This window comes from Sphingomonas pollutisoli (assembly GCF_029167165.1).
Lineage (GTDB): Bacteria > Pseudomonadota > Alphaproteobacteria > Sphingomonadales > Sphingomonadaceae > Sphingomonas > Sphingomonas pollutisoli.
Map to the genome: position 1 here is coordinate 566819 of NZ_JARFNJ010000003.1, position 25875 is coordinate 592693.

Annotated in this window: 26 protein-coding genes; 12 read left to right on the forward strand and 14 right to left on the reverse strand. The window is 70.2% G+C overall.

The genetic code is table 11. The annotated features are described in order from the left end of the window. Position 1: 1 nt before the first annotated feature. A complete protein-coding gene (locus tag PX554_RS09000; RefSeq protein WP_275501010.1) occupies positions 2-1192 on the reverse strand; it encodes an efflux RND transporter periplasmic adaptor subunit in 1191 nt (396 codons plus the stop codon). Between the two features lie 290 nt (positions 1193-1482). Between PX554_RS09000 and PX554_RS09005 the strand changes: the two genes are divergently transcribed. Next, positions 1483-2208, forward strand: a complete 726-nt coding sequence (locus PX554_RS09005; protein ID WP_275500846.1) for an SIMPL domain-containing protein — start codon at positions 1483-1485, stop codon at positions 2206-2208. Positions 2209-2265: 57 nt separating this feature from the next. On the opposite strand, the gene PX554_RS09010 is transcribed toward PX554_RS09005, so the two are convergent. The 3 genes from PX554_RS09010 to PX554_RS09020 form a co-directional block, all read right to left on the reverse strand. Continuing rightward, positions 2266-2517 carry a GlsB/YeaQ/YmgE family stress response membrane protein gene (locus PX554_RS09010; protein ID WP_093226060.1) on the reverse strand — a complete coding sequence of 84 codons (252 nt, stop codon included), beginning with the start codon at positions 2515-2517 and terminating at the stop codon, positions 2266-2268. 98 nt (positions 2518-2615) lie between these two features. Continuing rightward, positions 2616-2915: a CtrA inhibitor SciP gene (gene sciP / locus PX554_RS09015; RefSeq protein ID WP_093226062.1), complete on the reverse strand. Its 300-nt coding sequence runs from the start codon at positions 2913-2915 to the stop codon at positions 2616-2618. A gap of 98 nt (positions 2916-3013) precedes the next feature. Further along, positions 3014-3241, reverse strand: a complete 228-nt coding sequence (locus PX554_RS09020) for a hypothetical protein (protein ID WP_275500849.1) — start codon at positions 3239-3241, stop codon at positions 3014-3016. A gap of 159 nt (positions 3242-3400) precedes the next feature. On the opposite strand from PX554_RS09020, the gene mnmA reads away from it, so the two are divergent. After that, positions 3401-4507, forward strand: coding sequence for a tRNA 2-thiouridine(34) synthase MnmA (mnmA, locus tag PX554_RS09025; protein WP_275501012.1), 1107 nt, complete (start codon positions 3401-3403; stop codon positions 4505-4507). 98 nt (positions 4508-4605) lie between these two features. Here mnmA and PX554_RS09030 read toward each other — a convergent pair whose 3' ends face one another. The 7 genes from PX554_RS09030 to PX554_RS09060 all read right to left on the reverse strand — a co-directional run bounded on the left by PX554_RS09030 (position 4606) and on the right by PX554_RS09060 (position 13300). After that, on the reverse strand, positions 4606-5499 hold the full coding sequence (locus PX554_RS09030) for an SDR family oxidoreductase (RefSeq protein ID WP_275500851.1): 894 nt from the start codon (positions 5497-5499) through the stop codon (positions 4606-4608). 112 nt (positions 5500-5611) lie between these two features. Beyond that, positions 5612-6403 (reverse strand): PhzF family phenazine biosynthesis protein, encoded by a 792-nt coding sequence (locus PX554_RS09035; RefSeq protein WP_275500852.1) that lies wholly within the window; start codon positions 6401-6403, stop codon positions 5612-5614. Then, positions 6400-7332, reverse strand: coding sequence for a cation diffusion facilitator family transporter (locus tag PX554_RS09040; protein WP_275500855.1), 933 nt, complete (start codon positions 7330-7332; stop codon positions 6400-6402). Before PX554_RS09040 ends, PX554_RS09035 begins: the two co-directional genes overlap by 4 nt. Then, positions 7329-7907, reverse strand: a complete 579-nt coding sequence (gene pdxH / locus PX554_RS09045; RefSeq protein WP_275500857.1) for a pyridoxamine 5'-phosphate oxidase — start codon at positions 7905-7907, stop codon at positions 7329-7331. The genes PX554_RS09040 and pdxH overlap by 4 nt, the downstream gene beginning before the upstream one ends. Positions 7908-7954: 47 nt before the next feature. Further along, the gene (locus PX554_RS09050) at positions 7955-9142 is read right to left on the reverse strand and encodes a BaiN/RdsA family NAD(P)/FAD-dependent oxidoreductase (RefSeq protein ID WP_275500859.1); all 1188 of its coding nucleotides are present in this window, start codon (positions 9140-9142) and stop codon (positions 7955-7957) included. 43 nt (positions 9143-9185) lie between these two features. Continuing rightward, the gene (locus PX554_RS09055; protein WP_275500861.1) at positions 9186-11606 is read right to left on the reverse strand and encodes a hypothetical protein; all 2421 of its coding nucleotides are present in this window, start codon (positions 11604-11606) and stop codon (positions 9186-9188) included. Further along, positions 11603-13300: an Hsp70 family protein gene (locus tag PX554_RS09060; protein ID WP_275500864.1), complete on the reverse strand. Its 1698-nt coding sequence runs from the start codon at positions 13298-13300 to the stop codon at positions 11603-11605. Before PX554_RS09060 ends, PX554_RS09055 begins: the two co-directional genes overlap by 4 nt. A 120-nt stretch (positions 13301-13420) precedes the next feature. Here PX554_RS09060 and PX554_RS09065 point away from each other — a divergent pair, with 120 nt between their 5' ends. From PX554_RS09065 to PX554_RS09110, 10 genes are all read left to right on the forward strand, one after another. Next, positions 13421-14686, forward strand: coding sequence for a glutamate-5-semialdehyde dehydrogenase (locus PX554_RS09065; RefSeq protein WP_275500865.1), 1266 nt, complete (start codon positions 13421-13423; stop codon positions 14684-14686). 31 nt (positions 14687-14717) lie between these two features. Continuing rightward, positions 14718-14981, forward strand: a complete 264-nt coding sequence (locus tag PX554_RS09070) for a CopG family ribbon-helix-helix protein (RefSeq protein ID WP_275500867.1) — start codon at positions 14718-14720, stop codon at positions 14979-14981. Next, positions 14969-15262 carry a type II toxin-antitoxin system RelE/ParE family toxin gene (locus tag PX554_RS09075; RefSeq protein ID WP_275500869.1) on the forward strand — a complete coding sequence of 98 codons (294 nt, stop codon included), beginning with the start codon at positions 14969-14971 and terminating at the stop codon, positions 15260-15262. The genes PX554_RS09070 and PX554_RS09075 overlap by 13 nt, the downstream gene beginning before the upstream one ends. Before the next feature lie 94 nt (positions 15263-15356). Continuing rightward, on the forward strand, positions 15357-16394 hold the full coding sequence (locus PX554_RS09080) for an aldo/keto reductase (RefSeq protein ID WP_275500871.1): 1038 nt from the start codon (positions 15357-15359) through the stop codon (positions 16392-16394). 8 nt (positions 16395-16402) lie between these two features. Further along, on the forward strand, positions 16403-17035 hold the full coding sequence (locus PX554_RS09085) for a nicotinate-nucleotide adenylyltransferase (RefSeq protein WP_093226080.1): 633 nt from the start codon (positions 16403-16405) through the stop codon (positions 17033-17035). Positions 17036-17043: 8 nt separating this feature from the next. Then, positions 17044-17454: a ribosome silencing factor gene (gene rsfS / locus PX554_RS09090; protein ID WP_275500876.1), complete on the forward strand. Its 411-nt coding sequence runs from the start codon at positions 17044-17046 to the stop codon at positions 17452-17454. Positions 17455-17798: 344 nt separating this feature from the next. Next, positions 17799-18221, forward strand: coding sequence for a 23S rRNA (pseudouridine(1915)-N(3))-methyltransferase RlmH (locus PX554_RS09095; RefSeq protein WP_093226083.1), 423 nt, complete (start codon positions 17799-17801; stop codon positions 18219-18221). Then, positions 18221-19414: a murein hydrolase activator EnvC family protein gene (locus PX554_RS09100; protein ID WP_275500880.1), complete on the forward strand. Its 1194-nt coding sequence runs from the start codon at positions 18221-18223 to the stop codon at positions 19412-19414. Before PX554_RS09095 ends, PX554_RS09100 begins: the two co-directional genes overlap by 1 nt. A gap of 68 nt (positions 19415-19482) precedes the next feature. After that, a complete protein-coding gene (locus PX554_RS09105) occupies positions 19483-20640 on the forward strand; it encodes a patatin-like phospholipase family protein (protein ID WP_093226085.1) in 1158 nt (385 codons plus the stop codon). A gap of 31 nt (positions 20641-20671) precedes the next feature. Further along, complete coding sequence (locus tag PX554_RS09110) at positions 20672-21457, forward strand: 3-hydroxybutyrate dehydrogenase (RefSeq protein WP_275500883.1); 786 nt, start codon at positions 20672-20674, stop codon at positions 21455-21457. Between the two features lie 207 nt (positions 21458-21664). Here the strand turns inward: PX554_RS09110 and PX554_RS09115 are convergent, their stop codons facing one another. From PX554_RS09115 to PX554_RS09125, 3 genes are read right to left on the reverse strand one after another with little or no spacing between them, the layout of a single operon-like run. Continuing rightward, positions 21665-23206 carry a sensor histidine kinase gene (locus PX554_RS09115; RefSeq protein WP_275500885.1) on the reverse strand — a complete coding sequence of 514 codons (1542 nt, stop codon included), beginning with the start codon at positions 23204-23206 and terminating at the stop codon, positions 21665-21667. A 30-nt stretch (positions 23207-23236) separates the two neighbouring features. Continuing rightward, positions 23237-23983, reverse strand: a complete 747-nt coding sequence (locus PX554_RS09120; RefSeq protein WP_275500887.1) for a response regulator transcription factor — start codon at positions 23981-23983, stop codon at positions 23237-23239. A gap of 55 nt (positions 23984-24038) precedes the next feature. Further along, the gene (locus tag PX554_RS09125) at positions 24039-25814 is read right to left on the reverse strand and encodes a sensor domain-containing diguanylate cyclase (RefSeq protein WP_275500888.1); all 1776 of its coding nucleotides are present in this window, start codon (positions 25812-25814) and stop codon (positions 24039-24041) included. Positions 25815-25875: the final 61 nt, after the last annotated feature.

Sequence of the window (25875 nt, forward strand, 5' to 3'; positions counted from 1 at the left end):
GTCAGCCGCGCGGCTTTTGGGAAAGCGGCTTTTGCAGGATCGGCTTCACCTTCTGTCCCGGCGCGAGGAACGCGCCCGCCGACAGCACGACCCGCTCGCTGCCGCTCAGCCCCTCGGCGATGGCGACGCCATTGTCCGAAACCTCGCCGACCTTCACGTCGCGGCGCACGACCTTATCGTTCGCGTCGAGCACATAGACGAAGTTGCCGCGATCGTCGCTCTGGATCGCCGAGTTCGGCAGCAGCGGCGCGCTGGTCGAGCCGCCGCCGATCTCGGCCGCCGCGAAGCCGCCGGGGCGCAGCGCGGGATTGTAGCTTAGCGCGATGCGGGCGATGCCCTGCCGGGTCTGCGTGTCGATCACCGGCGAGACCTGCCAGACGGTGCCGCTATAGCTGACGTTGCTGCCGACCGGGCGCACGGTGGCGGGCGAACCGACGTGGATCGCGGCAAGATCGCCCTCGCTCAACTGCGCGCGCATCTCCATCTCGCCGCGCTCGGCCATACGGAACAGCGTGCCCGAACTCGCGCCGACGATCTGCCCGGCCTCGACGCCGCGCGCGAGGATCAGCCCGGCCTCGGGCGCACGAATGTCGAGCCGGCCGTTGCGCGCGAGCTGTTCGTCGAGCGAGGCCTGCGCGACTTTCACGCGCGCGAGCGCGGCGTCGCGGGTGGCGGCCTTCTGCTCCAGATCGGCCTTGGAGATGAAGCCGCGATCGACCAGCGCCAGCGCGCGGTCGTAATTGGATTGCGCGATCCCCGCGTCGGCGCGCGCGGCGCGGACCTGCGCGGCGAGCGATGCGCCGGTCTGCGTCTGCACCGCGCGGTCGATGGTGGCGAGCACCTGGCCCTTGCCGACCCATTGGCCCGGCTCGACCAGCACGCGCGTGATCATGCCGCCTTCGCCGGCGACGCCGACCGGCATGTCGCGCTTGGCGGCGAGCGTGCCGGTCGCCGAAATGACCGCCGCCACGTTCGAGCGGCCCGGCGCCGACACGGTGACACTCGGCAGTTGCTCGACGGCGGCGGGCTTGGCGCCGGGGTGGCTGTGCATCCACCACCAGCCGAGGACGAGCGCGCCGACGATCGCGATCACCGCGCCGATCACCAGCGTGCGCCGATAGCCGCGTTCCGCCTCGGGGGCGGGCAGGGCAAGGGTGCCGCCATTGTCCAATAACGGCGTCTCGTAGTTCATGTCGCTCACGTCCTCGCCCCGGCCGATGCCGTATACCGGGTGCTGTGTTACAGAAACAACGCACCGCGCTCAAGGGTTCTTCGCGAAGCGAGCGAGGAATGACCCGTCATGAAGGCTTCGGCAAGACGTCGCGCGCCGATTTCAGCATGAAATCTGTCGTATAGTGACCGTTTCGGAAGATTTTCTTGCCGAAGCGCCGATCACCTTCGTTCATCCTCGGTTGTTCCAGGCCATGCGAACAGGGCCGTACCGGGCCTGCCGGCCCGCTCAACCGGGAGGATTTGCGAAACATGCGTTCATATCTTCAGGCGACCGCGCTGGCGGTGCTTCCGTTCGCCGCCGTGCCCGCGGGCGCGCAGGCGCAGGTGCCGGCCGCGCCGACGATCCTCGCCGACGGAACGTTGCTCGATGTGCAGGCGGAAGGCAGCACCACGCGCGCGCCCGACGTCGCGACGATCCGCGCCGGCGTGGTCACCCAGAGCGCGACCGCGGCGGCGGCGCTGGGCGACAACGCGCAGCGCATGGCCCGCGTGCTCGACGCGCTCAAGCGCGCCGGGGTGAATGCGCGTGATGTCCAGACCGCGACCGTCAACCTTAGCCCGCAATATCGCTATGCCGAGGGGCAGGCGCCGACGATCACCGGCTATCAGGCGACCAATTCGGTGGCGATCCGCTTCCGCGACATCGCCAAGGCGGGCGCGATTCTCGATACGCTGGCGGGGGTCGGCGCGAACCAGATCGACGGGCCGAACCTCTCGATCGACAATCCCGAAGCCGCGCTCGACGAGGCGCGCGCCGCCGCCATCAAGATCGCCCGCGCGCGCGCCGATCTGTATGCGCGCGCCGCCGGCCTGTCGGTCGCGCGGATCGTCTCGATCGCCGAGACCGGCGTGAACGACGGCGCGACGCCTGGCCCCGTGATGTTCCAGCGCGCCGTCAGGGCCGATTCGACCCCGGTCGCGGCCGGCGAATCGCGCGTGTCGGCGTCGCTGACGGTGCGCTTCCTGCTCAAGTGAAACGACACGGGCCGCGCGGCGTGAACCGCGCGGCCCGTGATCTTCGCAAACGTCAGCTTAGCGGAGCGAGCCGCGGCGGACCAGGTTGACGATCGCGAGCAGGATGATCGCGCCGATCAACGAATAGATGAAGGTCGTGACAGTAATGACCTGATTGATGCCGCCGCCGAACAGCGCGGAGGCGATCACCGAGCCGATGATGCCGACGACGACGTTGAGAATAATCCCCTGCTGACCGTCGGTGCGCATGACGATGCTTGCGAGCCAACCGACGATGCCGCCGATTACGAGCCAGATAATAAGTCCCATGTTTCCCTCCATTATGCCCCCTCGACGGGGATGACAGGGAGCAAGACGTTTCGGGACCGAATTTGTTCCGGTTTTGCCGGTGCGCGCGCCTGCCGCGGTCAGTATTTCTGCTGGCGTTCGTAGAGCGAGCGGTAATGCTGGATGCGCGTCACGCGCAGGCCGGGCATGCCCGACCGGTCGATCGCGCGCTGCCAGCTCGCGAATTCCTCGACGGTGAGGTTGTAGCGCTGGCAGACCTCATCGACGGTCAGCAGCCCGCCGTTGACGGCGGCGACGACCTCGGCCTTGCGGCGCACCACCCAGCGCGTCGTCTCGGGCGGCGGCAGCGATTCGAGCGTCAGCGGCTCCCCGAGCGGGCCGATCACCTTGGCCGGTCGTATCTTCTGGTTCTCGATCATCACTAACCTCGATCGGGGCGGGGGGCCCCCTCTCACGTCACATGGGGATATCGTATCGGGATTGAAGGGCGGTTAAAGCAGGAGGGTAAACGCCGCCTTCATCCCGCTTTCCAGCGTCCGAACGTCGCGGCCACGGCCCGGTTGAACGCGCCGCCGCTCGGCGTGAACACGCTCCGCGGCGCCGCGACGGGCGACAGCCGCGCGTGGAGGATCGCGGTCGGGCTCGCCGCCTGACGCGCCGAGACGCCGACCATCAGCACCGCCAGATCGGGCGGCAGGCCGGTGACGCGGCCGTCCTGTACGAAATGGGAAAAACTCAGGTCCACGACGGCGTTCCGCTTTCTTGTGCCAGGGAAATCCGTGTAAACGAACCCGTCTAAAGGCTTGGTAAAGCGCGCGAAGAAAATCGCGGATGCGCGTTCGTGCCGGCGCCCGCCCCGCCGCGCTTTGCATCCGCCGCCGCCACGCCCTATCTGCACGCGATGATCTCCGAAGCCGATTTCCAGCTTGGGGCGGACCTTGCCGGCCGCCGCATCGTCGTCGCCATGTCGGGCGGCGTCGATTCGTCGGTGGTGGCCGCGCTCGCCGCGCGCAGCGGCGCGGAGACGATCGGCATCACGCTCCAGCTCTACGATCATGGCGAGGCGGTCGGCCGCGCCGGCAGTTGCTGCGCGGGCCGCGACATCCGCGACGCGCGCGCGGTGTGCGACCGGCTCGGCATCGCGCATTACGTGTTCGATCATGAAAGCAGCTTCCGCGCCGAGGTGATCGACGGGTTCGCCGACGAATATCTGGCGGGCCGGACCCCGATCCCGTGCGTGCGCTGCAACATGGGGCCAAAATTCACCGACCTGTTCAAGATCGCGCGCGATCTCGGTGCGGATTGCCTCGCCACCGGCCATTACGTCCGCCGCGTCGAAGGCGCACACGGCGCCGAACTCCACCGCGCTGCCGATCCCGCGCGCGACCAGAGCTATTTCCTGTTCGCGACGACGCAAAGCCAGCTCGATTACCTGCGCTTCCCGCTCGGCGGCCTGCCCAAGCCGCGCGTGCGCGAACTCGCCGCCGAACTGGGCCTGGGGGTCGCCGCCAAACCCGACAGCCAGGATATCTGCTTCGTGCCCGACGGCGATTATGCATCGCTGGTCAAGAAGCTGCGGCCCGAGGCCGACACCAGCGGCGAGATCGTCGACGAGCGCGGTCGCGTGCTCGGCCGCCACAAGGGGTTGATCCACTTCACCGTCGGGCAGCGCCGCGGGCTCGAGATCGGCGGCACGCCCGAGCCGCTCTACGTGATCCGGCTCGACGCGGCGACACGCCAGGTCGTGGTCGGCCCGCGCGCCGCGCTCGCCGTCGGCGCGGCGCGGCTGTCGGGGATCAACTGGCTCGGCGGCGGTTTCGACGGGCCGCTCACCGCCAAGGTGCGCTCGCTCGCCAAACCGGTGCCGGCGCGGCTGATCGGCGACCGCGTGACGTTCGACGCGCCCGAATATGGCGTCGCGCCCGGCCAGGCGGCGGTGCTCTACGCGGGCGAACGCGTGCTCGGCGGCGGCTGGATCGAAGAGACCGAGCGCGCGCTGGTCGCGGCGTAGCGCTCACGCCAGCAACCGTTCGTCCCGAGCGACGTCGAGGGACCATGCGGAGCGCAGGTGTCTCGACGCCGCTCGACACGAACGGGGAGGGGGCGCGCTTACCGCACCGAATAGTCCATCGCGCGCAGGTCGGCGATCATCCCCGGCCCGCTCGGCCGCCAGCCGAGCCGCTGCCGCGTCCACGCGCTCGATGACGGCATGTCGATCCCGGCGAACAGGCCGAGCCAGCCGAAATGCGCCTGCGCTTGCTCGGCGGTCAGCGACGCCACGGGCACGCCAAGCCCCGTGCCAACCGCCTCGGCGATGTCGCGCGCCGCCACGCCTTCCTCATCGGACGCATGATAGCGCGCGCCCGGCTCGGCGGCGTCCAGCGCGAGCACATAGAGCTTGGCCACGTCGAGCACATGCGCGGCGGGCCAGCGGTTGCGCCCCTCGCCGACATAGGCCGCCAGCCGCTTCTCGCGCGTGATCTCGATATACGGCGTGACCAGGCCCTGCTTCTCGGTATCGTGCACCTGCGGCAACCGCACCACCGAGACGTTGATGCCCGCCTCGAGCAGTTCGGCCCCGGTCTTTTCGGACAGCACGCGCGGGTTGGGATTGTCGGCGACAAAGGCATCTTCGGTGGCGGGCTGGCCGGGCACGGCATTGCCCATGCCGGTGCCCGAGGTGATGACGAGCGGCCGGTCGGACCCTTTGAGCGCTTGCCCGAGCGCGGTGATGACGCGCGCGTCCTTCGCGCAATTGGCGACGAAGTTCGCGAAATCATGGTCGAACGCGGTGTGGATCACCGCGTCGGCCTGCGCCGCGCCGGCGGCGAGGCCATCGGGATCTTCGAGGGTGCCGTGAAACGCCTCCGCGCCGGCCGCTTCGAGCGCCCGCGCGCCCGCGTCCGATCGCGTCAGCCCGAGCACCTGATGCCCGGCGGCGAGCAGTTCGGGTACGATCCGCGAGCCGATGAAGCCGGTCGCCCCGGTGAGGAATACGCGCATGACATGGTCTCCGATGCTGTTCGAAAGGCCATGTCGCCGAGTCGCTGTCCCGGTAAAATATGGGACTTTATCGTGGTATAGATATCAACAGCATCGTCGCCCGGCGCGATGGTTACAGGAAGAACGTCCCCTCGATCACCGTTACGCAGCCGCCGCCCAGCACGACCCGGTCGCCGTCGAGCGCGCATGTCAGCCGCCCGCCGCGCGCGCTCGCCTGAAACGCGGTGAAGCTGTCGCGGCCGAGCCGCTGCGCCCAATAGGGCACGATCACCGCATGCGCGGACCCCGTCACCGGGTCTTCGTCCACGCCCGCGCCGGGGGCGAACATCCGGCTCACCACGTCGGTCGAATCGCCCGGCGCGGTGACGATCGCCTGATGGTCGCCGCTCGCCGCCAGCCGCGCCATGTCGGGCGCGCAGGCGCGCACCGCAGCTTCGTCGGCGAGCACGATCACGCCGTAGCCGCCCTCGCGCCACAGCGTCTCGACCGGCGCCACGCCGAGCGCCGCAACCACCTCGGGCAGCGGCTTGGGCGAGGGCGCCCACGCCGGCAGCGCGAGCGCGTAGCCATCGCCCTGCCGATCGACCGCGAGCACCCCGGCGCGGCGCGTGCGGAAGGTGACGCGCACGCGGTCGGGGTCCGCCGCCAGCACGAAATGCCCGCTGGCGAGCGTCGCGTGGCCGCACAGCCGGACCTCGTCGGCGGGGGTGAACCAGCGCAGCTCGAAATCGCTTTCGCCGCTCGCATCGGGCACGAGGAAGGCGGTTTCCGACAAATTGTTCTCGCGCGCGATCGCCAGCAAGGTTGCGTCGTCGAGCCATTCGGTCAGCGGCATCACCGCCGCCGGATTGCCCTCGAACGGCCGGGTCGCGAAGGCGTCGATCTGGGTGAAGGGCAGTCTCATGCGCGGTCCTTTGCGTCGGCGATCATCACATCGGGTTCGATCAGCGGGTTGCGCGCGTCGAGCAGCCAGCCGGGATCGAGATGGATCAGGATCTCGGTGTCGGGGAACACCGCGGTGATTCGCGCCTCCACCTCCTCGACCACCTCATGCGCGGCGGCGACGGTCATCTCGGGTGCGACATACATATGGAATTGCACGAAATCGCGCGTGCCCGATCGCCGCGTGCGGATGTCGTGCAGCCCGCGCAGCTCGGGATGGTCGGCGATCAGCGCGATCAGCCGGTCGCGCTCGGCGACCGGCCATTCCTTGTCCATCAGCAGGTCGATCGCGGTTCCGGCCGATCGCAGCGCGCCCCAGGCGAGCCACAGCGCGATCGCCACGCCGAACACCGGATCGGCACCGCGCACGTGCAGAAGCTGGTCGAGCACCAGCGCGACGATCACCGATCCGTTGAGCAGCAGGTCGGACTGATAATGCACGTTGTCGGCGCTGACCGCGACCGATCCGGTCGCGGCGATGATGCGGCGCTGATAGGCGACCAGCGCGAGCGTCACGATGATCGCCGCGATCGACACGCCGATGCCGGTGCCCGCGTGCCGCGTCGGCGCGGGCGCGCCCAGCGCGCCGATCGCCTCCCACGCGATGCCCGCCGCCGACACCGAGATCAGCGCGACCTGGAACAGCGCCGCCAGCGCCTCGGCCTTGCCGTGGCCGTAGCGATGGTCGTGATCGGCGGGGATCGTCGCGAGATGCACGCCGTACAGCGTGACGCATGACGCGACGAGATCGAGCGCGGTGTCGGCCAGCGATCCGAGCATCGCCACCGATCCCGTCGCCCACGCCGCATAGCCCTTCAGCGCGAGCAGGAAGCACGCCGTCGCCACGCTGGCGAGCGCGCCGCGCGTCGCGAGCGGCACCGCGCCGCTCATGGGTAGAGCAGGCCCTCGTCCCAGCCGTCGGTGGTGCGCGTGAACAGGCGGCGTTCGTGGAGGCGGTGCGCGCGGTCCTGCCAGAATTCGATGCGATCGGGCGTCACGCGGTAGCCGCTCCAATGCGGCGGGCGCGGCACGTCGCCGCCTTCAAAGCGCGCCCGCACCTCGGCGAAGCGCGCTTCGAACGTCTCGCGCGCGTCGAGCGGCTGCGACTGGTCCGATGCCCAGGCGCCAAGCTGCGAATCGCGCGCGCGGCTGGCGAAATAGGCGTCGGCCTCGGCCTCGGTGACGCGCGCGAGCGGCCCTTCGATGCGGATCTGGCGGCGCAGCGACTTCCAGTGGAAGAGCAAGGCGACCTGCGGGTTGGCGGCGATGTCCGCGGCCTTGCGGCTCTGCTGGTTGGTGTAGAACACGAAACCGTCGGGACCATGCCCCTTGAGCAGCACCATGCGCACCGCCGGCCGACCGCCCGCGTCGGCGGTGGCGAGCGCCATCGCGTTCGAATCGTTGATCTCGGATGCGCGCGCCTCGGCATACCAGGCGTCGAACAGGGCGAAGGGATCGGTTGTCATGACCGTGCTGTAACGCGTGGCGCGCGGTGTGTAACCACCCACCGGGTTTACGCCCCCGCGATCGCCAGCCCCGCCGCATGGCCGCTCGCCCAGGCCCATTGGAAATTATACCCGCCAAGCCACCCCGTGACATCGACCGCTTCGCCGATCGCGTAGAGGCCGGGCACATTGCGCGCCTCCATCGTCTTGGAAGACAGTTCGGCGGTGGAGATGCCCCCCGCCGTCACCTCGGCCTTGGCGAACCCCTCGGTGCCGTTGGGCGAGAAGCGCCAGTCCGCCAGGTGCCGCTCGGCCGCCGCGACGCGCTTGTCGGTGAAGCCGCCGAGCTCCCCGTCGAGATCGAGCCGGTCGGCGAGCGTCACCGCGAGCCGCGCGGGCAAATGGCGGTCGAGCGCCTGTTCGAGCGTCACGCGCGGCCGCGCATGCTTGGCCGCGACCAGCCAGCCGTCCGCGAGCGCGGGCAGGAAATCGATGCCGACGCTGTCGCCATGCCGCCAATAGGAGGAGATTTGCAGGATCGCCGGGCCGGACAACCCCTTGTGCGTGAACAGCGCCGCCTCGCGGAACGCGGTCTTGCCGGTCTTCGCCACCACCTCGGTTGCGACCCCCGAGAGCGAGCGGAACAGCGTCTCGTCGCCGCCCAGCGTCAGCGGCACCAGCGCCGGGCGCGGCTCGACCACTTTCAGTCCGAAGCGCCGCGCCAGATCATAAGCGAAGCCGGTCGCGCCCATCTGCGGAATCGACGGCCCGCCGGTGGCGATCACCAGCGCGGGCGCCGCCGCCGCGCGACCGCCGATCGCCACGCGGAACCCCCCGTCGCCATGGTCGATCGCGCCGACCGGCGCGCCGAGCGCGAGCGTCACGCCGCCCTTGTCGCACTCCGCCTGCAACATCGCGACGATCTGTTTGGCCGATCCGTCGCAGAACAATTGCCCGAGCGTCTTCTCATGCCAGACGATGCCATAAGCCTCGACCAGCGCGAGGAAATCCTGCGCGGTGTAGCGCCCGAGCGCGGACTTGGCGAAATGTGGATTGGCCGACAGATAGCGGTCGGGCGCGGTGTGGAGGTTGGTGAAATTGCACCGCCCCCCGCCCGAGATCAGGATCTTCTTGCCGACCGCATCGGCATGATCGACGAGCAGCACGCGCGAACCGCGCTGCCCGGCAACGGCGGCGCACATCAGCCCGGCGGCGCCCGCGCCGAGGACGATGGTATCGTAGCTTGGGATGGTCATCGCACCGCCTGTAGGGGCAAAAGCGCCGCGCGGGAAATGCGTGTCAGGTCGATGGCGCGGCGCGCGCCGGTGTCGCCAGCGCCGGGAACAGCACGATTCGCGCGGTCGCGGCGGCGCGGGCGCGGTCGGGGGCGCGCGCAAGCGCGGTCAGTAAGGCGATGCGCGCATCGCACTGCGCGGCCTTGCCCGCCTTGCCGTCCGCCGCGCGCATGAACGCCTCATAATCGAGCCCGCTCGCTCCCGTCACCATCGCGTTGAACGCCACCGGCGGGTAGGGCGGTGTCGCGGTCAGTTGCGCGTCCGACAGGCGCGGCGCGGCGGCGATGGCGAAGGTCTGCGCGGCCTGCCGGTCGCGCAGCGTCTGCGGCAACGCTTTCTCGTCGACGGTGGCGCGGGGCTTCGCGCAGGCCTCGCCAGAGCGGCCGCGCAGCGCGAGCAGGCGTAGCCGGCGGATTTCGATCTCCTCCAGCAGCGCTGCGTCCGGGGCGACGGGCAGATGGCTCGCATAGGCCGCGCCGACCAGGTCGATGACGCGCGTCGTTGCGGTCTCGGTGTCCGGTTGTCGGGACACGGCCTGCGCGATCTGCTGCCACAGCGCCGGGTTGCCGCGCGCGATCGCATCGAACCCCGCGACGCGCTGACGCAGCGCACGCAGCTTCAACGCCTGCTCGCCATGCGAATCGAGCGCGGCCTCGGTCTTGCCGCGCAGCGATCGGTCGGGCGCCCAGGTATCTTCGAACCCGCCGAGCGAGAGAATCGCGGCGAAGACAAACCCGGCGACGAGCGCCATCTTGAGCGCGCGCAGCGCGAGATGTTCGCGGTTGCCCCGCACCCCGGCGATCTGCGCGGCCGACACGATGACCAGGCCCGCCACCAACGTCAGCGCGGCGGCATAGAATGCGGCACCGCGGATGCCGATGAGCAGCGCCGCACCATAGCCGAGTCCGCCGATCGCCAGCACCAGCGGCACCGCGAAAGCGGCGCGCCAGCGCGGCACATGCTCTAATATCACCGCGCCCTGCGTCAGCGGCCCGACCATGATCGTCGCGCCGAGCGCGAACACCAGCGCCAGCGCGGCGCGGTGGACCGGATCGAGCGCCGCCACCGCCAAACCGCCGCCGAACAGCGCGGCGAGGAGGCCGGGCAGCACACCCGCGAGCACCCGCTGGCGCACCTCGGCGATCGTCGCGGTGCCGCCCGCCACCGCCATCCAAGCCCACGCGAGCGCGGTCAGCAAAGCGAGACCGAGCAGCGCCACGCGCGATTCGGGCAGCAGCATCGCGCCGGCCAGCACCAGCGCCGGCCCCGCGACCCAGCCATTCGCCAGCCATGCCGGGCGGGGTGCCTGCGACCAGCGGTGGCGCAGCCACTGCGCGGCGAACGGCACGCACGGGCTGAGCAGAATGGCGAGGCCGATCGCCCAGTTCGCCCACGGTTGCAGTGCGGGCAGCGGGTCGCCGAACGCGTCTTTCAGCGCGAGATAGAGCAGCAGCGCCAGCGGCATCGCCGCGAGCATGCCGAGCGTCCCGTGCGGACGGCTCAGGAAACGCCGCCAGCGCGCCACCGAATCGGCCTTGAACGAATAAGCGATGCCCGGCGCGATCGGCCCGTGCGCGCCTAGCAGCGTCGCCACCCCGCTTTCCAGCCCGGGCCGGAACGCGGCGAGCCGCCACGACCAATAAGGCCCGGCGCCGCGCGTCAGGCTGTGCCAGGCCGGCTGGAGCGGGTTGCCGGGGCGGGCGAGCGTCTCCGCGAGCCGCCATTCGTCGAACCGCGCCAGCACCGCCGCGACCGCCGGCGAGGCCGCGTGCGCCCGCTCGTCGGTCCAGCCGAACGCGGTGGCGGCTTCGGCCAGGATCGCGTCGCTGCGCGGGATCGTGTCGGCAAGCAGCTCGGCGACCGCCCGTTCGACATCGGCGCGCAGCGCGATCTCGTCGAGCGCCGGGGTCGCGAGCAGCGCGGCGAAGGTCTCGCGCAGCGTCGTCTCATCGCTGTTCCACGGCCCGCGCAGCGATCGTTCGAGCGTCGCGAGCAGCGCGCGCAGCCGCGCGATCCCGGCCTCGCGCTCGGCGGCGAACAGGCCGGCGAGGTCGGGCGCGTGCGCGTCGGTCGGGTCGCCCGCCGCCGGGCCGGTGCGAAAGCGCGGCGACGGTGGCGGCGCGTCCGCCGCTTGGGTCTCGGGTTCGGGATCGCACGGCGCGATCACCTCGAAAAACTGGGCTTCGTCGAAACGCAGCGTCACCCCCGCGCCGCCGCTTTCGCCAATGTCGTCCGCGCTCTCGCCTGCGTCCCAGGCTGAGGCGCGATCGGCCCAGTCCAGCGCCATCTCATAGGCGGCGCGCAGGGCCTTGAAGCCTTCGGGATCGTCCTCGGGATTGGTGACGCGCAGCGCCTTGGCGTAAGCGCGGCGGATCGCGGCGCGGTCCGCCGTCGCCGCGATCCCCAGAACGCTCCAGATGGTCACAGGAAGCGCTCGCCCTCGAGTCCGTCGAGCGCGGCGTGGAACTCGGCGCGCGCCTGCTCGACCGCGCGCGGATCCTGCCCGTCGAGCGCGTGCTGGAACCGGCTGATGAGATGATCGACATGCGCGCGATCGTCGCCGAGGAAATTCTCATAGCATTTCTCGCCGCGCGCCAGCGCCGCGCGGTTGAGTTCCTCGTCGCGCGGATGCGTCTTGAGGCTAGCGAGCAGCGCACGCCGCTCCGCGATCTTGGCATCGTCGCCGACATGATCGTCGTTGATGACGAGGCTGGTGCGCTCGCCCGACTGCGCGACGACGATATCGACTTCGAGCAGACCGCTCACGTCGTAGGAGAAGCGCACTTCGATGTCCTGTCCGGCGGGGCCGCGCGGCACCTTCACCTTGGTCTTGCCGATCTCGACATTGTCGCGCACCAGCCGCGCCTCGCCCTGGTAGATGCCGAACACCACCTCCGCCTGATTGTCGGTGAGCGTCTGGAAACCGTGGACCCGGCTCGCCGGGATTACCGTGTTGCGTTCGAGGATCGGCGCGAAGATGCCATGTTCGAAGCCGCCACCCGGTAGCGGGCGGCTGACGTTGACGCCGAGCGAATAGGGGCACACGTCGGTGACGACGACCTCTTTGAGCGCCGCATCGCGCGCCTTCAGCCCGGCCTGCACCGCCGCGCCGAGCGCGACCGCCTCGTCGGGGTTGACCGTCGCATTGGGGAAGCGGCCGAACATCCGCGCCACCGCGCGCCGCACCAGCGGCATCCGCGTCGCCCCGCCGATCAGGATGATGTCGGACAGCGCCTCGGGCCTGAGATCGCTGTCGCGCAGCGCGCGCAGCACGGGGTCGCGCAGCCGCTCGATCAACCGCGCCGCCTGCGCCTCGAACGTGGCGGCGTCGATCTCCATCTCATAGGCGCGGTCCTGCCATACCACGCGCAGCGTCGCCGCGGTGCCGCCGCTCAGATCGCGCCGCGCCCGCTCGGCCTGTTCGCGCAGGCGCTGGTAGAGCCGGTCGTTGTGCGCCGCCTCGCCCCACTCCGCGGCGAAGCGCTCGCGCATCAGCGCGATCAGCACCTCGTTGAAATCCTCGCCGCCGAGCTGGTTGTCGCCGGTCGAGGCGCGCACCTCGATGATACCCTCGAAAATCTCGACGATCGACACGTCGAACGTGCCGCCGCCGAGATCGAACACGAAGAACCGCGCCTCGGCATCGAGATTGTGGATGCCATAAGCGAGCGCGGCGGCGGTCGGCTCGTTGATGAGCCGCTCGACCCGCAGACCCGCGAGTTCGCCGGCGCGGTGGGTCGCCTTGCGCTGCTGGTCGTTGAAATAGGCCGGCACGGTGATGACCGCCTCGGTGACGGGCTCGCCCAGGAAGGTTTCGGCGTCTTCCTTCAGGCTGCGCAGCACCAGCGCGGAGAGTTCCTCGGCGCTATAGTCGCGCCCGCCGAGCCGGGTGGTGCGCTTGGTGCCCATATAGCGTTTGAACGCGGTGACGGTCGCGTCGGGGTGGCTCGCCTGCCGCTCGCGCGCCGCCATGCCGACCAGCACCGCGCCGCCATCGTCGATGCTCACCGCCGAGGGGGTGAGCGTCTCGCCGAGCCGGTTGGGGATCAGCGTCGCCGCGCCGTCCTTCCACACCGCGCAAGCGCTGTTGGTGGTGCCAAGGTCGATGCCGATGATCATGCGTGATGTCCGTCGCGGTTGCCTCGCGCCGACGCTTACCCGCCCGCGCCGCGCCGGTGAAGCCGCCACGCGGGCGAAACGGCTTTGGCAGCGGTGGGCGGTCGTGATAGCGATGGTGCCATGACCGAGCATCACGCGATTTCGAAGGGGCTGGTCGCCGATCTCGGCGCCCGCGCCCGTGCCGCCGCCGTCACGCTGGCCGCCGCGCCCACGCCGGCGAAACAGGCGGCGCTGCGCCACATCGCCGATCTGCTGCGCGCGGCGAGCGTGGAGATCGAAGCCGCCAACGCCACCGACATGGCGCGCGCGACCGAGGCGGGGCTGTCGAACGCGATGCTCGACCGGCTGCGGCTCGATGCCAAGCGGATCGCCGGCATGGCCGATGGCGTCGCGGCGGTCGCCGCGCTCGCCGATCCGGTCGGCGGGGTGATCGACACCGCCGAGCGGCCCAACGGCCTCGTGCTGTCGCGGGTGCGCGTGCCGATCGGGGTGATCGGCATCATCTACGAAAGCCGCCCCAACGTCACCGCCGATGCGGCGGCGCTGTGCATCGCCTCGGGGAATGCGGTCATCCTGCGCGGCGGCTCCGAAGCGATCGAGAGCAACCGCGCGATCCATGCGATCTTCGCGAAAGGGCTGGCCGAAAGCGGGTTGCCGGCGGATGCGGCGCAGCTTGTTCCCGTCACCGATCGCGCGGTGGTCGGCGCGATGCTGACGGCGGAGGGGCTGATCGACATGATCGTGCCGCGCGGCGGCAAGAGCCTCGTCGCGCGCGTCCAGGCCGAGGCGCGCGTGCCGGTGCTCGCGCATCTCGATGGCATCAACCACATTTTCGTCCACGCCTCGGCCGATCAGGCGATGGCCGAAAGCATCGTCGTCAACGCCAAGATGCGCCGCACCGGCGTCTGCGGCGCGATGGAGACGCTGCTGATCGACCGCGCCTATCCCCACGCCGAGGCGCTGGTCGCGGCGCTCGCCGCAACGGGGTGCGAGGTGCGCGCCGATCCGAGCCTGCACGAACTCATCCCCGGGCTGGTGCCGGCGAGCGACGCCGATTGGGATACCGAATATCTCGAAGCGATCGCTTCGGCGAAGTTCGTCGATGGCCTCGACGGTGCGCTCGCGCATATCGCGGCACACAGCTCGCACCATACCGACGCGATCGTGGCGGAGGATGCGGCGGTGGCGGAACGCTTCCTCGCCGCCGTCGACAGCGCGATCGTGCTGTGGAACGCCTCGACCCAGTTCGCTGACGGCGGCGAATTCGGCCTCGGCGCCGAAATCGGAATCGCCACGGGCCGGCTGCACGCACGGGGGCCGGTCGCGCTGGAGGGGCTGACGACGTACAAATGGATCGGGCGCGGTACCGGCCAGACGCGGCCTTGATGATGGTGCTTCGATTGTATACATCCGAAGTATGAGCAAGACAGCGGTCGTCACGACCCGACTCGATCCGGACACGATCGATCTGATCGATCGCGTCACGGCCGCGCGCGGGCAAAGTCGGTCCAAGTTCATCGCGCGTGCGGTGGTCGAGGCGGCGCGGCGCGAGGCCGAGTTCCTAGCCTTCGTTCAGGAAGGTATCGATCAGCTCGATCGCGGCGAAGGCATTCCGCACGAAGAGGTGAAGGCAAAGCTGGATGCGTTGATCGCTAAGCATGAGACGCGATGCCGCGTTTGATCTGGTCGCCGGCCGCGTTGGATGATCTCGATGCGATCGACGCGTATTTCCTTGAACACGACGTGCCCGCATCGAACGTCTTCCGCGCGATCGACCGGGTGGCAGACCGACTCCTCGATTATCCTCGCCTTGGGCGCGCCCTCAGCGAGCCATTTCGCGTGATGGGTGTGCGTGGCACGGACTATATCGTCATCTACCGCCTGCGCGACGCAGGCGTCGAAATCGTTCGCATCCGTCATGGGCGCGAGGACTGGCTCGGGCAGGTCGAGGCTGAACTCTAGCCGCGCGAAATCTCTCCGCCGCCATTGCCGCATCGCGGCGTGATGGACATATGTCGCCGCAGGGCCGGGGCTGACCATCGGGACGATATCAATCATGCGCTACAACCCACTCGGCCGCACCGGCCTGTTCGTGTCCGAACTGTGCCTCGGCACGATGACCTTCGGCGGCGAGGGCTTCTTCGCCTATATGGGGCAGGTCCAGCAGGACGAGGCGGACGCGCTGCTCAAGGCGGCGGTCGATGCGGGCGTCAACTTCATCGACACCGCCAACGTCTATTCGCAGGGCCTGTCCGAACAGATCACCGGCCAGGCGATCAAGAACCTCGGGCTGAAGCGCGAGGATGTCGTGCTCGCCACCAAGGTGCTCGGGCCGATGGGCGAGGGGATCAACGGCCGGGGCGCGTCGCGCGTCCATATCCTCGATCAGTGCAAGGCCAGCCTGAAACGGCTCGGCACCGATCATATCGATCTGTACCAGATCCACGGCTTCGATCCCGCGACGCCGATCGAGGAGACGCTGCGCGCGCTCGACATCCTCGTTCAGCACGGCCATGTCCGCTATGTCGGCGTATCGAACTGGGCGGCTTGGCAGGTCGCCAAGGCGGTCGGCATCACCGAGCGCCTCAACCTCGCGCGGCCGCAGAGCTTGCAATCCTATTACACGATCGCCGGGCGCGACATCGAGCGCGAGATCGTGCCGATGCTCGAATCCGAAGGGCTGGGGCTGATGGTGTGGAGCCCGCTCGCCGGCGGCTATCTGTCGGGGAAGTACCGAGATGCCGGCGCCGAAGGACGCCGCGCGACGCGCCAGTTCCCGCCCGTGGACGAAGCGCGCGGCAATGCCGTGCTCGACGCGATGGCGCCGATCGCACAGGCGCACGGCGTATCGGTGGCGCGGATCGCGCTCGCCTGGCTGCTCCATCAGCCGGTGGTGACGAGCGTCATCGTCGGCGCCAAGCGCAAGGAGCAGCTCGACGACAATCTCGCCGCCGCCGAGATCGTGCTGTCGGCGGAGGATCTCGCCACGCTCGACGCGGTCAGCCGGCTGCCCGGCGAATATCCCGGCTGGATGCTCGAATTGCAGCGCGGCTACCGCGACACTGTCCTCAACCAGCCGGCTCGGGGCGCCTGAGCGGACGCATGGCGGCAACCCGGATCGGCATTCTCGGCGGCTCGTTCAACCCGGCGCATCACGGCCACCGCGCGATCAGCCTCGCCGCGCTCGACGCGCTCGATCTCGACGAAGTGTGGTGGCTGGTCTCGCCGGGCAACCCGCTCAAGGAGGCGAGCGGCGACATGGCGCCGCTCGCGGTGCGGCTCGCCTCCGCGCGCGTGGCGGCGCGGCATGCGCCGATCCGGGTGAGTGCGCTCGAGGTGCGGCTCGGCACGCGCTACACCGTCGACACGATCGCCAAGCTCGTCCGGCTCTATCCCAAGAAGCACTTCGTCTGGCTGATGGGATCGGACAATCTCGCCCAGTTTCACCAGTGGCGCGGGTGGCGGCGGATCGCGCGTGAGGTTCCGATTGCAGTTATCGCCAGACCGGGCTATGACAGGCACGCTCACGCGGCCCCCGCGATGGGTTGGCTGCGGCGCTCCATCCGGCCCGCACGCCAGGCGAAACGCTGGACGAAGTGGAGATTGCCGGCACTCGTGCTGTTGCGCTTCCGTCTCGACCCGACCTCGGCGACCCGGCTGCGTGCAGCCGATCCCGCCTGGCAGCTTCGTTTTGCCGAATCATCCGGGCCTGACCCGACCTCCCACGTTTCTTAGGAACCATCTTGGCTTCAGCTTCCCCATCCTATCGCGCGTCCGAACCCGATGAGGTCGAGGCGCTGCACAAGCTCGTCCTCGCCTCGCTCGATGACGATCAGGCGGTCGATACGATCTCGATCCCGCTCGCCGGCAAATCGACGATCGCCGACCACATGGTGATCGCGAGCGGCCGCTCGACGCGGCAGGTCGCGTCGATGGCGCAGAAGCTGGTCGAGAAGATCAAGGCCGAACTCGGCCGCGTCGCGCGGATCGAAGGGTTGCCCACCGCCGATTGGGTGCTGATCGACGCCGGCGACGTGATCGTCCATCTGTTCCGCCCCGAAGTGCGCAGCTTCTACAACCTCGAACGCATGTGGGCGTTCGGCGACGCGCCGACTCCGCCGGCGGTGTCCGGCGGGGCGGCGGCGGGCGCCTGAAATCTTGACTTTCGGCGAGGCTCGGCTATGTCGGTCGCGCTAGTGTCAGGGCTTGCCCTTTCGGTTCGAACCCCGGTCGCTGTAACGGCCGGGGTTCAATCGTTTGGGGACGCGCTGTAACGCGCCCCCGCCCGGTGCGCTATCGTGAGCGCGACACCTCCACGACCTTGAGGATCAAGGCTGCGAAGGCGCATAACGCCATGATGATGGCGCACAGATCTGCTAGTGTCATATGCGTTCCCTTCAGCGACGGCGGGATTGCCGTCGCGTACACTCTTAAATTCGCCGCCTGCCCGTGCAACGGAGCGGTCTTGTAGAAACCGCTTCGACAAGAGGCTGACCGAATGCTCCTCCACATCGTCGCGCGCGGGCGGATCGGGCGCGGGCCTGAGAGCGAGCTGGTCGACCGCTACATGAAGCGGATCGGCTGGCCGACGCGGATCACCGAACTCCCCGATACCGGCGGCAAGATGCCGGCGCTCGATCCGGCGACGCGCATCGTCATGCTCGACGAGACCGGCGACATGCTCGGCTCGCGCGATTTCGCTGGCCGGCTGGAGACGTGGCGGGACGGCGGCGTGCGCGAGACGCGCTTCCTGATCGGCGCCGCCGACGGCTTCGACGACGCGCAGCGCAAGCAGGCGGACTTGCTGCTGTCGTTCGGCCGCGCGACCTGGCCGCACCTGCTCGCGCGCGCGATGCTCGCCGAGCAATTGTGGCGCGCGACCAGCATCCTCGCCAACCACCCCTATCACCGCGAGGGATGATGCGCGCGCGCTGGACCCTCGCGGCCGGTGGCGCGGCGGTCGCGGTCGCGGCCGTGGCTGCCGCTACCGCGCAGGTCGTCCCCGCCGATCAGCTCCGCCGGCTCGAGGCCGCCAAGGCGCAATCCGCCGCCGCCGCCGCGCGTTCGGCGGCGCTCGAAGCGGCGGCGGCGCGCGAGCAGGATCAGGCCGCGCAGGCGCGTGCGCAAGAAGCCGCGATGGCGGCGCGCATCCAGCAGGCCGAGGCCGATATCGCGGCGGGTCAGGCGCGCGGCGCGATCACCGCGCGCCTGCTCGCCGATCAGCGCGCGCGGCTCGCCGCCCGGCAGGGGCCGATCGCGCGGCTGATCGCGGCGCTCCAGTCGCTTGCGCGGCGGCCGGCGATGATAAGCCTCGTCCAGCCCGGCTCGGTCGATGATCTCGTCCACGTCCGCGCGGTGCTGGCGAGCGCGATGCCGGTGGTCCGCGCGCGCACCGCCGCGCTCCGCACCGATCTCGATCGCACCCGCGCGTTGCAGGCCAATGCGGCGCTCGCCGCCGCCGCGCTCGCCGAGAGCCGCACCCGTTTGGAAACCCAGCGGCTCGCGCTCACCCGGCTGGAGGCCGAACACCGCCTCAAATCGCGGGCGCTCGGCCGCGACGCGCTGTTCGAATCGGATCGCGCGATCGCGCTTGGCGAGCGCGCGCGCGACATCGTCGATCTGATGAGCAGACAAGGCGACGAGACCGCGACCCGCGCCGGCCTCGCCGCCTTGCCCGGCCCGCTGCCGCGCCCGCCGCGCCCCGGCGAGGTCGTCGCGTCGCTCGGGCCGCCGGTCTGGCCCGCCGGTTCGGCGCCATACCGGTTGCCGGTCGCGGGCCGGGTGGTCACGGGGCTGGGCGAGCTTTCGGACGCGGGCGTGCGCGCCCGCGGGCTGACGATCGCGACCGCGCCCGCCGCGCCCGTGGTCGCGCCTGCGGCGGGCAAGGTCGCCTATGCCGGGCGCTTCCGCAGCTACGGGACGATCGTCATCCTCGATCACGGCGGCGGCTGGACGACGCTGGTGTCCGGGCTCGACGCGGCATCGGTCGCGCCGGGCGCGCGCGTCGCGCAAGGGGCGGTGATCGGCACCGCCGCCAAGGGCGATGATCCGCGCGTCACCGTCGAGCTGCGCCGCCGCGACCGCGCGATCGATATGGTGCCGCTGATCGGATAGGCGCCGATGACGGCCTTTTCATCAAACTGTCGTTGATCGCCGCGCCGCCCCGGCCCATGTCTCTGCGCATGGCCGACAGCGAACCCCACAAACGCCCCAAACGCCATGCCAAGGCGATCCCGCTGCCCGATACCGTCGCCCTGGTGCTTCAGGGCGGCGGCGCGCTCGGCAGCTATCAGGCCGGGGTGATCGAGGGGCTGGCGGCGAGCGGGATCGCGATCGACTGGGTCGCGGGCATTTCGATCGGCGCGGTCAACGCGGCACTGGTCGCGGGCAACCCGCCGGAAAGGCGGGTGGAGGCGCTCCACGATTTCTGGAACCTGCTGACCAGCGCGCTGCCGAGCTTCCCGATCTTCCCCAACGACCATGTCCGCGAGGCGCTGCACGAATGGTCGGCCAATTTCGTGCTGGCGCGGGGCGTGCCCGGTTTCTTCACGCCGCGCGCGATCTCACCGATCTTCGCGGCGCCGGGAACGCCCGAGGCGCTCAGCTTCTACGATACGCGGGCCTTGCTCGAAACGCTCGATTCGATGATCGACTGGGATCTGCTCAACACCGGCCCGGTGCGGCTCTCGGTCGGCGCGGTCGATCTCGAAAGCGGCAACTTCCGCTATTTCGACACGACGACCGACCGGATCGACGCGCGCCACATCATGGCCTCGGGCGCGCTGCCGCCGGGGCTTCCCCCGGTCGAGATCGACGGGCGCTTGTGGTGGGACGGCGGGCTCGTCTCGAACACGCCGCTCAGCCACGTGCTCGACAACCAGACCTCCGATCTGCTCGCCTTCCAGGTCGATCTGTTCTCCTCCAGCGCCGAGCGCCCGCGCACGATCATGGACGTGATGGCGCGCGAGAAGGAGATTCGCTTCTCCAGCCGCACCCGGCAGGTCTCCGACGTGCTGCTGCGCATCCGCAAGGACCGCGAACTCGCGCGCAAGGTGCTCGCCAAGCTGCCCGCGGCGCTCGCGGACGATCCCGACGTGCTCGCGCTCGCCGCGCGCTCGCACGAGGATGCGGTCAATCTCGTCCAGCTCATCTACCGCGCCAACGCGTGGGAGGGCGGATCGCGCGATTACGAATTCTCGGCGCGCACGATGGACGAACATTGGCGCGCCGGGCTCGAAGCCGTCCACGAGACCATGGCCAACGCCCGTCTCGTCGCCGAGAATATCGAGACCGGCAAGAGCGCGGCGTTCGACCTGACGCTCGACCGCGCCCATCCCTGACCTGATCCTCACCCAAAACGGAGAAAACCGCATGTTCCTCAAGGGCAGATCCGCGATCGTCACCGGTTCCACCTCGGGTATCGGCCTCGCCTATGCCAAGGCGTTCGCGAGCGAGGGCGCGAGCGTGGTCATCAACGGCTTCGGCGATGCCGCCGACATCGAAAAGGAACGCGCCGCGCTCGAAGCGACGAGCGGCGCGAAGGCGCTCTACGACGCCGCCGACATGACCAAGCCCGACGAGATCGCCGGCATGGTCCAGCGCTGCCACGCCGAACTGGGCGGGCCGGACATCATCGTCAACAACGCCGGCATCCAGTACGTCGCGCCGATCGAGGATTTTCCGGTCGAGAAATGGGATGCGATCCTCGCGATCAACCTATCCTCCGCCTTCCACATGATGCGCGCGGCGGTGCCGCTGATGAAGGCGGCGAAATGGGGCCGGATCATCTCGACCGCGTCGGCGCACTCGCTCGTCGCCAGCCCCGCCAAATCGGCCTATGTGACCGCCAAGCACGGCCTCGCCGGCCTCACCAAGACGGTCGCGCTCGAAACCGCGACGTTCGGCATCACCGTCAATGCGATCTCGCCGGGCTATGTCTGGACCCCTCTCGTCGAGAAGCAGATCCCTGACACGATGGCGGCGCGCGGCATGACGCGCGAACAGGTGATGAACGACGTCCTGCTCGACGCGCAGCCGACCAAGGAATTCGTCACCGTCGAACAGGTCGCCGCGCTCGCGCTGTACCTGTGCCGCGACGAGGCCAAGTCGATCACCGGCGCCAACCTCTCGGTCGACGGCGGCTGGACGGCGGCTTGAGGTCACACACCGTTCGTCCCGAGCGCAGTGCCTCGACTGCGCTCGGCACGAACGAGCGGAGGTTAAGGACATTGCGCTCCAAACCCACCCGTTCGTGCTGAGCCTGTCGAAGCACGTGCCCAAAAGCGCGATGCTCTTGGTACGCACTTCGACAAGCTCAGTGCGAACGGGTGACGAAACGAGGGCGGTCGCTCAAGCCGGGCCACATCACCGCATCAGCACGGCCTCGAAACACGCGCCTCGCTCCACCGCCACCGCCGCGATCGTTCCCCCGCTCGCCGCCAGCAGCGAGCGCGCGATCGCGAGGCCCAGTCCGGTGCCGCCCGCCTCGCGCCGTCCGGTGAAGAACGGCTCGAAAATCCGCTCATGGTCGGCGGGCGCAATGCCGGGGCCGTCGTCCGTGACGGTGATCCGGACGGTGTCGCCCGCGATGATGCCGATCGTCACCGCGCGCGCGCCGGCCTGACGGCTGTTCTCCAGCAATGTCTCGAGTACGGTCTCGATCACCTCGGGCGTGATTCGCGCCGCCGCGGCGCCGACGCCCGCGAGCGTCACCGCGAAGCCATCCGCGCGACATGAGTCCGCCACGCGCCGCGCCGCCGCGACGACATCAGCGCTCGCGCCGGCGTCGATCGTCACCATGTCGGCGCGGGCGAGATCGAGCAGCCGCTGTACGAGCCGCTGCAACCGCTCGGCATCGGCGGCGGCGTTGGCGAGGAAGCGCGCGCGCTCGTCCGGCGCCATCGTGCCGCCATGCTCGTCGAGCAGTTCGAGCGCACCGCGTATCCCCGCGATCGGCGTCTTGAACTCGTGGCTCACCGCCGCCGCGAAATCGCGCAGATAGCGCGAGCGCCGCTCGATCCGCGCCGCCATGCCACGGAACGCGTCGTAGAGTTGCGCGATCTCGATCGCGGCGGTGACGGGGGTGTCGGGCATCTCGACATGCCCGAGCGCCACGCCTTCGCTGGCGCGCGCGAGCTGGTCGATCGGCCGCGCGATCCCGCGCGACAGCAGCCCGACCAGCACCAGCAAGGTCGCGAGAATCAAGGCGATGCCGGTCAGGATCGCCGCCGCGTCCTGACGGATGCCGACGAACAGCCCGCGCGGGCTGCGCGACGACAGCACCACGCCGATCACGCGCCCGCCGAACAGCACCGGCCGCGCATGATGCACGCGGATCGCATAGGCGCGGCTCAGCACCGCCAGCCAGCGCGCCTGCCCCCGCGCGCGCAGCACGGTCGCGGCGCGGCCGGCGAGCGCCGTGCGCACCTCGGGCAGCGCGGTATAGCGCAGGCCCACGTCGCCGCGCCCGAGCACGACCACGCCGCGCGCGTCGAGCAGCCGCGTCGCGGTCAGCGTCACCGCCGCCGCGTCGCTCGCGATCGGCAGGATCGCGCGCGCCGCCCGCGCGGCGCGCGGATCGGGGGCGAAGCGGCCGCGCGGCGCGCGCTGCGGCGGCAGGATCGGCATCGTCCGCAAATCGATCCGCGGCGGCTCGGGGGCGAGCCGGCGCGGCGCGGGATCGGTCAGCCCCGCCGCCCACGCCGCCTTGTACGCCGCGCCGAGCACCGCGCCCTGCGCGATCAGCTCGGCCTCGGTCTGCTGGACGATCGTGTTCTCGTACACGCGCAGGAACAGCGCGGCGACGCCGGGCAGCGCCGCCACGAACAGCAACGTGCCGAACAGGATCGTGCGGATGCGCAGCTTCGGCCAGTGGCGCTTGGCGAGCGCCTTGGCCCATCCGATCATAAAGAGGGGGCGATCATGAAGCGGAGCCGATCACGTACAGCCGCCGATCCGGTAGCCGATCCCGGCGCGCGTCTCGATCAGGTCCACACCGGCGGGGAATTTGGCGCGGACGTTGCGGACATGGCTGTCGATCGTCCGGTCGGTGATCGCGAAGCCGGGGCCGTGCAGCCGGTCGATGATCCGGTCGCGGCTGAACACGCGCCCCGGCATCGCGGCGAGCAGCGCGAGCAGTTCGAACTCGGTCGCGGTCAGGGCGACGGGCACGTCGTCCCACCGCGCCTCCCATCCCTCGGGGTCGAGCGACAGCCGCCCGTGCGCGATCCGCGCCGGGGTCGGCACCGGCACGGATACGGACGCGCCGCCGCGCTTGAGGATCGCGCCGACCCGCGCGACCACCTCGCGCGGGGAGAAGGGCTTCACGACATAATCGTCCCCGCCGATCTCGATGCCGACGATCCGGTCGATCTCGTCGTCGCGCGAGGACAGGAACAGGATCGGCAGCGCGGCCTGATCGGCCGGCCCCGCGCGCAGCCGCCTGCACAGCTCCAGCCCGTCCAGCCGCGGCATGTTGATGTCGAGCACGATCAGGTCGGGCGGCCGCCGCGCGATCGCCGCCAGCGCCGCCTCGCCGTCGGGGGCTTCCTCGGCGGTCATCCCCGCCTTGCCGAGCGCGAAGCTCAGCAGGTCGCGGATATGCGGATCATCGTCGACGACGAGGATGTGGCGGGTCATGGCGCGCATGATCGGGGTCCGGGCGGTGGCGGTCAACCACGCCATGCCGCGCGCGTGTCGAGCGGTGGTCCGCGGCCCGTGGAGAAACCGTGCAGGGCGGTCAGCCCGCGCCCACCGCGCGTTCGGTGCGGTTCCGTCCGAGCGCTTTCGCCCGGTACAGCGCCTCGTCCGCGCGCGAGAACAGCGCGTCCACGCTCAGGTCGCGGCGCAGCGGCATCACCCCCGCGCTCATCGTGATCGAGAAACAGTCGTGCGGCGCCGGGATCAGCGTCCGCGCGAGCAGGTCGCGCAAGCGGTCGCAGATCGCCACCGCCGCCGCCGTGTCGCGCCCGGCGAACAGGATCGCGAATTCCTCGCCGCCGATCCGCCCGACCGCGTCCTCCGCGCGCAGGTTGGTGCGCAGCAGATCGGCCAGCACGAGCAGCGCGGTGTCGCCGGTGGCGTGGCCGTGGACGTCGTTGACCAGCTTGAAATAATCGAGATCGACCAAAGCCAGCGCGCCGGGCGGATCGTCGCCGCGCAGCCGCTCATCGACCCGCCGGCGGAAGGCGGTGCGGTTGAGCAGCCCGGTCAGCGGATCGCTCGCGGCGGCGCGTTCCAGCTCCGCCTCGCGCTGCTTGCGCCCCTCGAGGTCGCGCAGGATGCAGACGATCGCGTCGGGCGCGCCATTCGCGTCGACCACGATGCGGCTGTTGCCCTCGAACCAGCTCACCGTCCCGTCGGCCTTGATCGCGCGGAACTCGAAGGCGTGGCTGCGCTCGGGCGTGGCGAGGCCGGCCGCGTAGATCGCCCGCACGCGCGCGCGGTCCTCGGGGTAGATCAGGTCGGTTATGCTGGTGCCGAGCAGCGCCTCGGGCTCGTACAGCGCGATCTCGCGCACCGCGGGCGAGACGAAGCGTACAGTCCCGTCGGGGTCGAACGTCAGCATGATGTCGGTCGCATTGTCGGCGAGCAGCCGGTAGCGCGCCTCGTTCTCGGCGAGCGCGCGCACCAGCGTCTCGCGCTGCACCAGCAGCGCCGCGATCGGCAGCGCGGTCAGGAACATCACGACCAGATAGAAATGGAAGACCTGCAGCCGCAGCGCGGCATCGCCGTGCATCAGCATCACCGGGCCGTGTCCGGCGATCGTCAGCAGGCCGCCGATCGTCGCGACGATCACCACGCTCACCGCCGCGCCGACCCGCTCGAAGGCGACCGCCGCGATCATCACCGGGAGAAAGGGCAGGAACAGCAGCGGCAGCGTACTCTGCCAGAACGCGCCGAACGTCGTCGCCGCGACCAGAAGCGCGGCGCCCGCCGCCGCGCCGCCGCGCCCGGGCCGGGCCAGCTCGGCCCACGCGCCCTCGTCGCGCCGCACCACCAGCGCGAGCGGGGTGCCGAGCAGCAGCCCGCATCCGTGCCCGATGATCCAATCCGACCAAACCTGCAGCACGGCGAGATGCAGCGTCTCCGCCGCCAGCACGGCGCCGGGCAGGCCGCTCAGCAAGGTCGCGACGGCGCAGGCGGCGACAAAGGCCGGGATCGTCCTCACCGAGCGGAACAGCGTGTCGGAGACGCGCCAGTGCCGCAGCAGCGCCGCCGCGACCACCGCCTCGCCGACATCGACCAGCGCGACCGGCATCGCGACCAGGCGGATGCCGATCGCGGTGAAGACGGCGCACACCATGCCCAGCCAGGCCGCGATCGCGATCGGCAGCCAGCGGCGCGGCGGGGTGCGGCACAAGGTCGCGAGCAGCGGCCCGTTGGCGAGCCAGATCAGCGCGATGCCGTGGTTGAAGCGCGTCAGCAGCGCCGCCGCCGCGGTCAGCACCGCATAGAGGATGAACGTCCAGACGATAGTGGCCGCGAAGCCGCCCGATCGATCCCGAAAGCTCATAAGTGCTTCATATCGCACGAGGCTTAACGCGCGATTGCCAATCGCACGCCTATGGGCGCGC

Coding starts and splice junctions, on each gene's coding strand:
- PX554_RS09000 (WP_275501010.1), bottom strand. CDS start 1,192: ATGAACTACGAGACGCCGTTATTGGACAATGGCGGCACCCTTGCCCTG.
- PX554_RS09005 (WP_275500846.1), top strand. CDS start 1,483: ATGCGTTCATATCTTCAGGCGACCGCGCTGGCGGTGCTTCCGTTCGCC.
- PX554_RS09010 (WP_093226060.1), bottom strand. CDS start 2,517: ATGGGACTTATTATCTGGCTCGTAATCGGCGGCATCGTCGGTTGGCTC.
- sciP (WP_093226062.1), bottom strand. CDS start 2,915: ATGATCGAGAACCAGAAGATACGACCGGCCAAGGTGATCGGCCCGCTC.
- PX554_RS09030 (WP_275500851.1), bottom strand. CDS start 5,499: ATGCGCGTATTCCTCACCGGGGCGACCGGCTTCATCGGCTCGCGGATC.
- PX554_RS09035 (WP_275500852.1), bottom strand. CDS start 6,403: ATGAGACTGCCCTTCACCCAGATCGACGCCTTCGCGACCCGGCCGTTC.
- PX554_RS09040 (WP_275500855.1), bottom strand. CDS start 7,332: ATGAGCGGCGCGGTGCCGCTCGCGACGCGCGGCGCGCTCGCCAGCGTG.
- pdxH (WP_275500857.1), bottom strand. CDS start 7,907: ATGACAACCGATCCCTTCGCCCTGTTCGACGCCTGGTATGCCGAGGCG.
- PX554_RS09050 (WP_275500859.1), bottom strand. CDS start 9,142: ATGACCATCCCAAGCTACGATACCATCGTCCTCGGCGCGGGCGCCGCC.
- PX554_RS09060 (WP_275500864.1), bottom strand. CDS start 13,300: ATGATCATCGGCATCGACCTTGGCACCACCAACAGCGCTTGCGCGGTG.
- PX554_RS09065 (WP_275500865.1), top strand. CDS start 13,421: ATGACCGAGCATCACGCGATTTCGAAGGGGCTGGTCGCCGATCTCGGC.
- PX554_RS09070 (WP_275500867.1), top strand. CDS start 14,718: ATGAGCAAGACAGCGGTCGTCACGACCCGACTCGATCCGGACACGATC.
- PX554_RS09075 (WP_275500869.1), top strand. CDS start 14,969: ATGCCGCGTTTGATCTGGTCGCCGGCCGCGTTGGATGATCTCGATGCG.
- PX554_RS09080 (WP_275500871.1), top strand. CDS start 15,357: ATGCGCTACAACCCACTCGGCCGCACCGGCCTGTTCGTGTCCGAACTG.
- PX554_RS09085 (WP_093226080.1), top strand. CDS start 16,403: ATGGCGGCAACCCGGATCGGCATTCTCGGCGGCTCGTTCAACCCGGCG.
- PX554_RS09095 (WP_093226083.1), top strand. CDS start 17,799: ATGCTCCTCCACATCGTCGCGCGCGGGCGGATCGGGCGCGGGCCTGAG.
- PX554_RS09100 (WP_275500880.1), top strand. CDS start 18,221: ATGCGCGCGCGCTGGACCCTCGCGGCCGGTGGCGCGGCGGTCGCGGTC.
- PX554_RS09105 (WP_093226085.1), top strand. CDS start 19,483: ATGGCCGACAGCGAACCCCACAAACGCCCCAAACGCCATGCCAAGGCG.
- PX554_RS09110 (WP_275500883.1), top strand. CDS start 20,672: ATGTTCCTCAAGGGCAGATCCGCGATCGTCACCGGTTCCACCTCGGGT.
- PX554_RS09115 (WP_275500885.1), bottom strand. CDS start 23,206: ATGATCGGATGGGCCAAGGCGCTCGCCAAGCGCCACTGGCCGAAGCTG.
- PX554_RS09120 (WP_275500887.1), bottom strand. CDS start 23,983: ATGGCGTGGTTGACCGCCACCGCCCGGACCCCGATCATGCGCGCCATG.
- PX554_RS09125 (WP_275500888.1), bottom strand. CDS start 25,814: ATGAGCTTTCGGGATCGATCGGGCGGCTTCGCGGCCACTATCGTCTGG.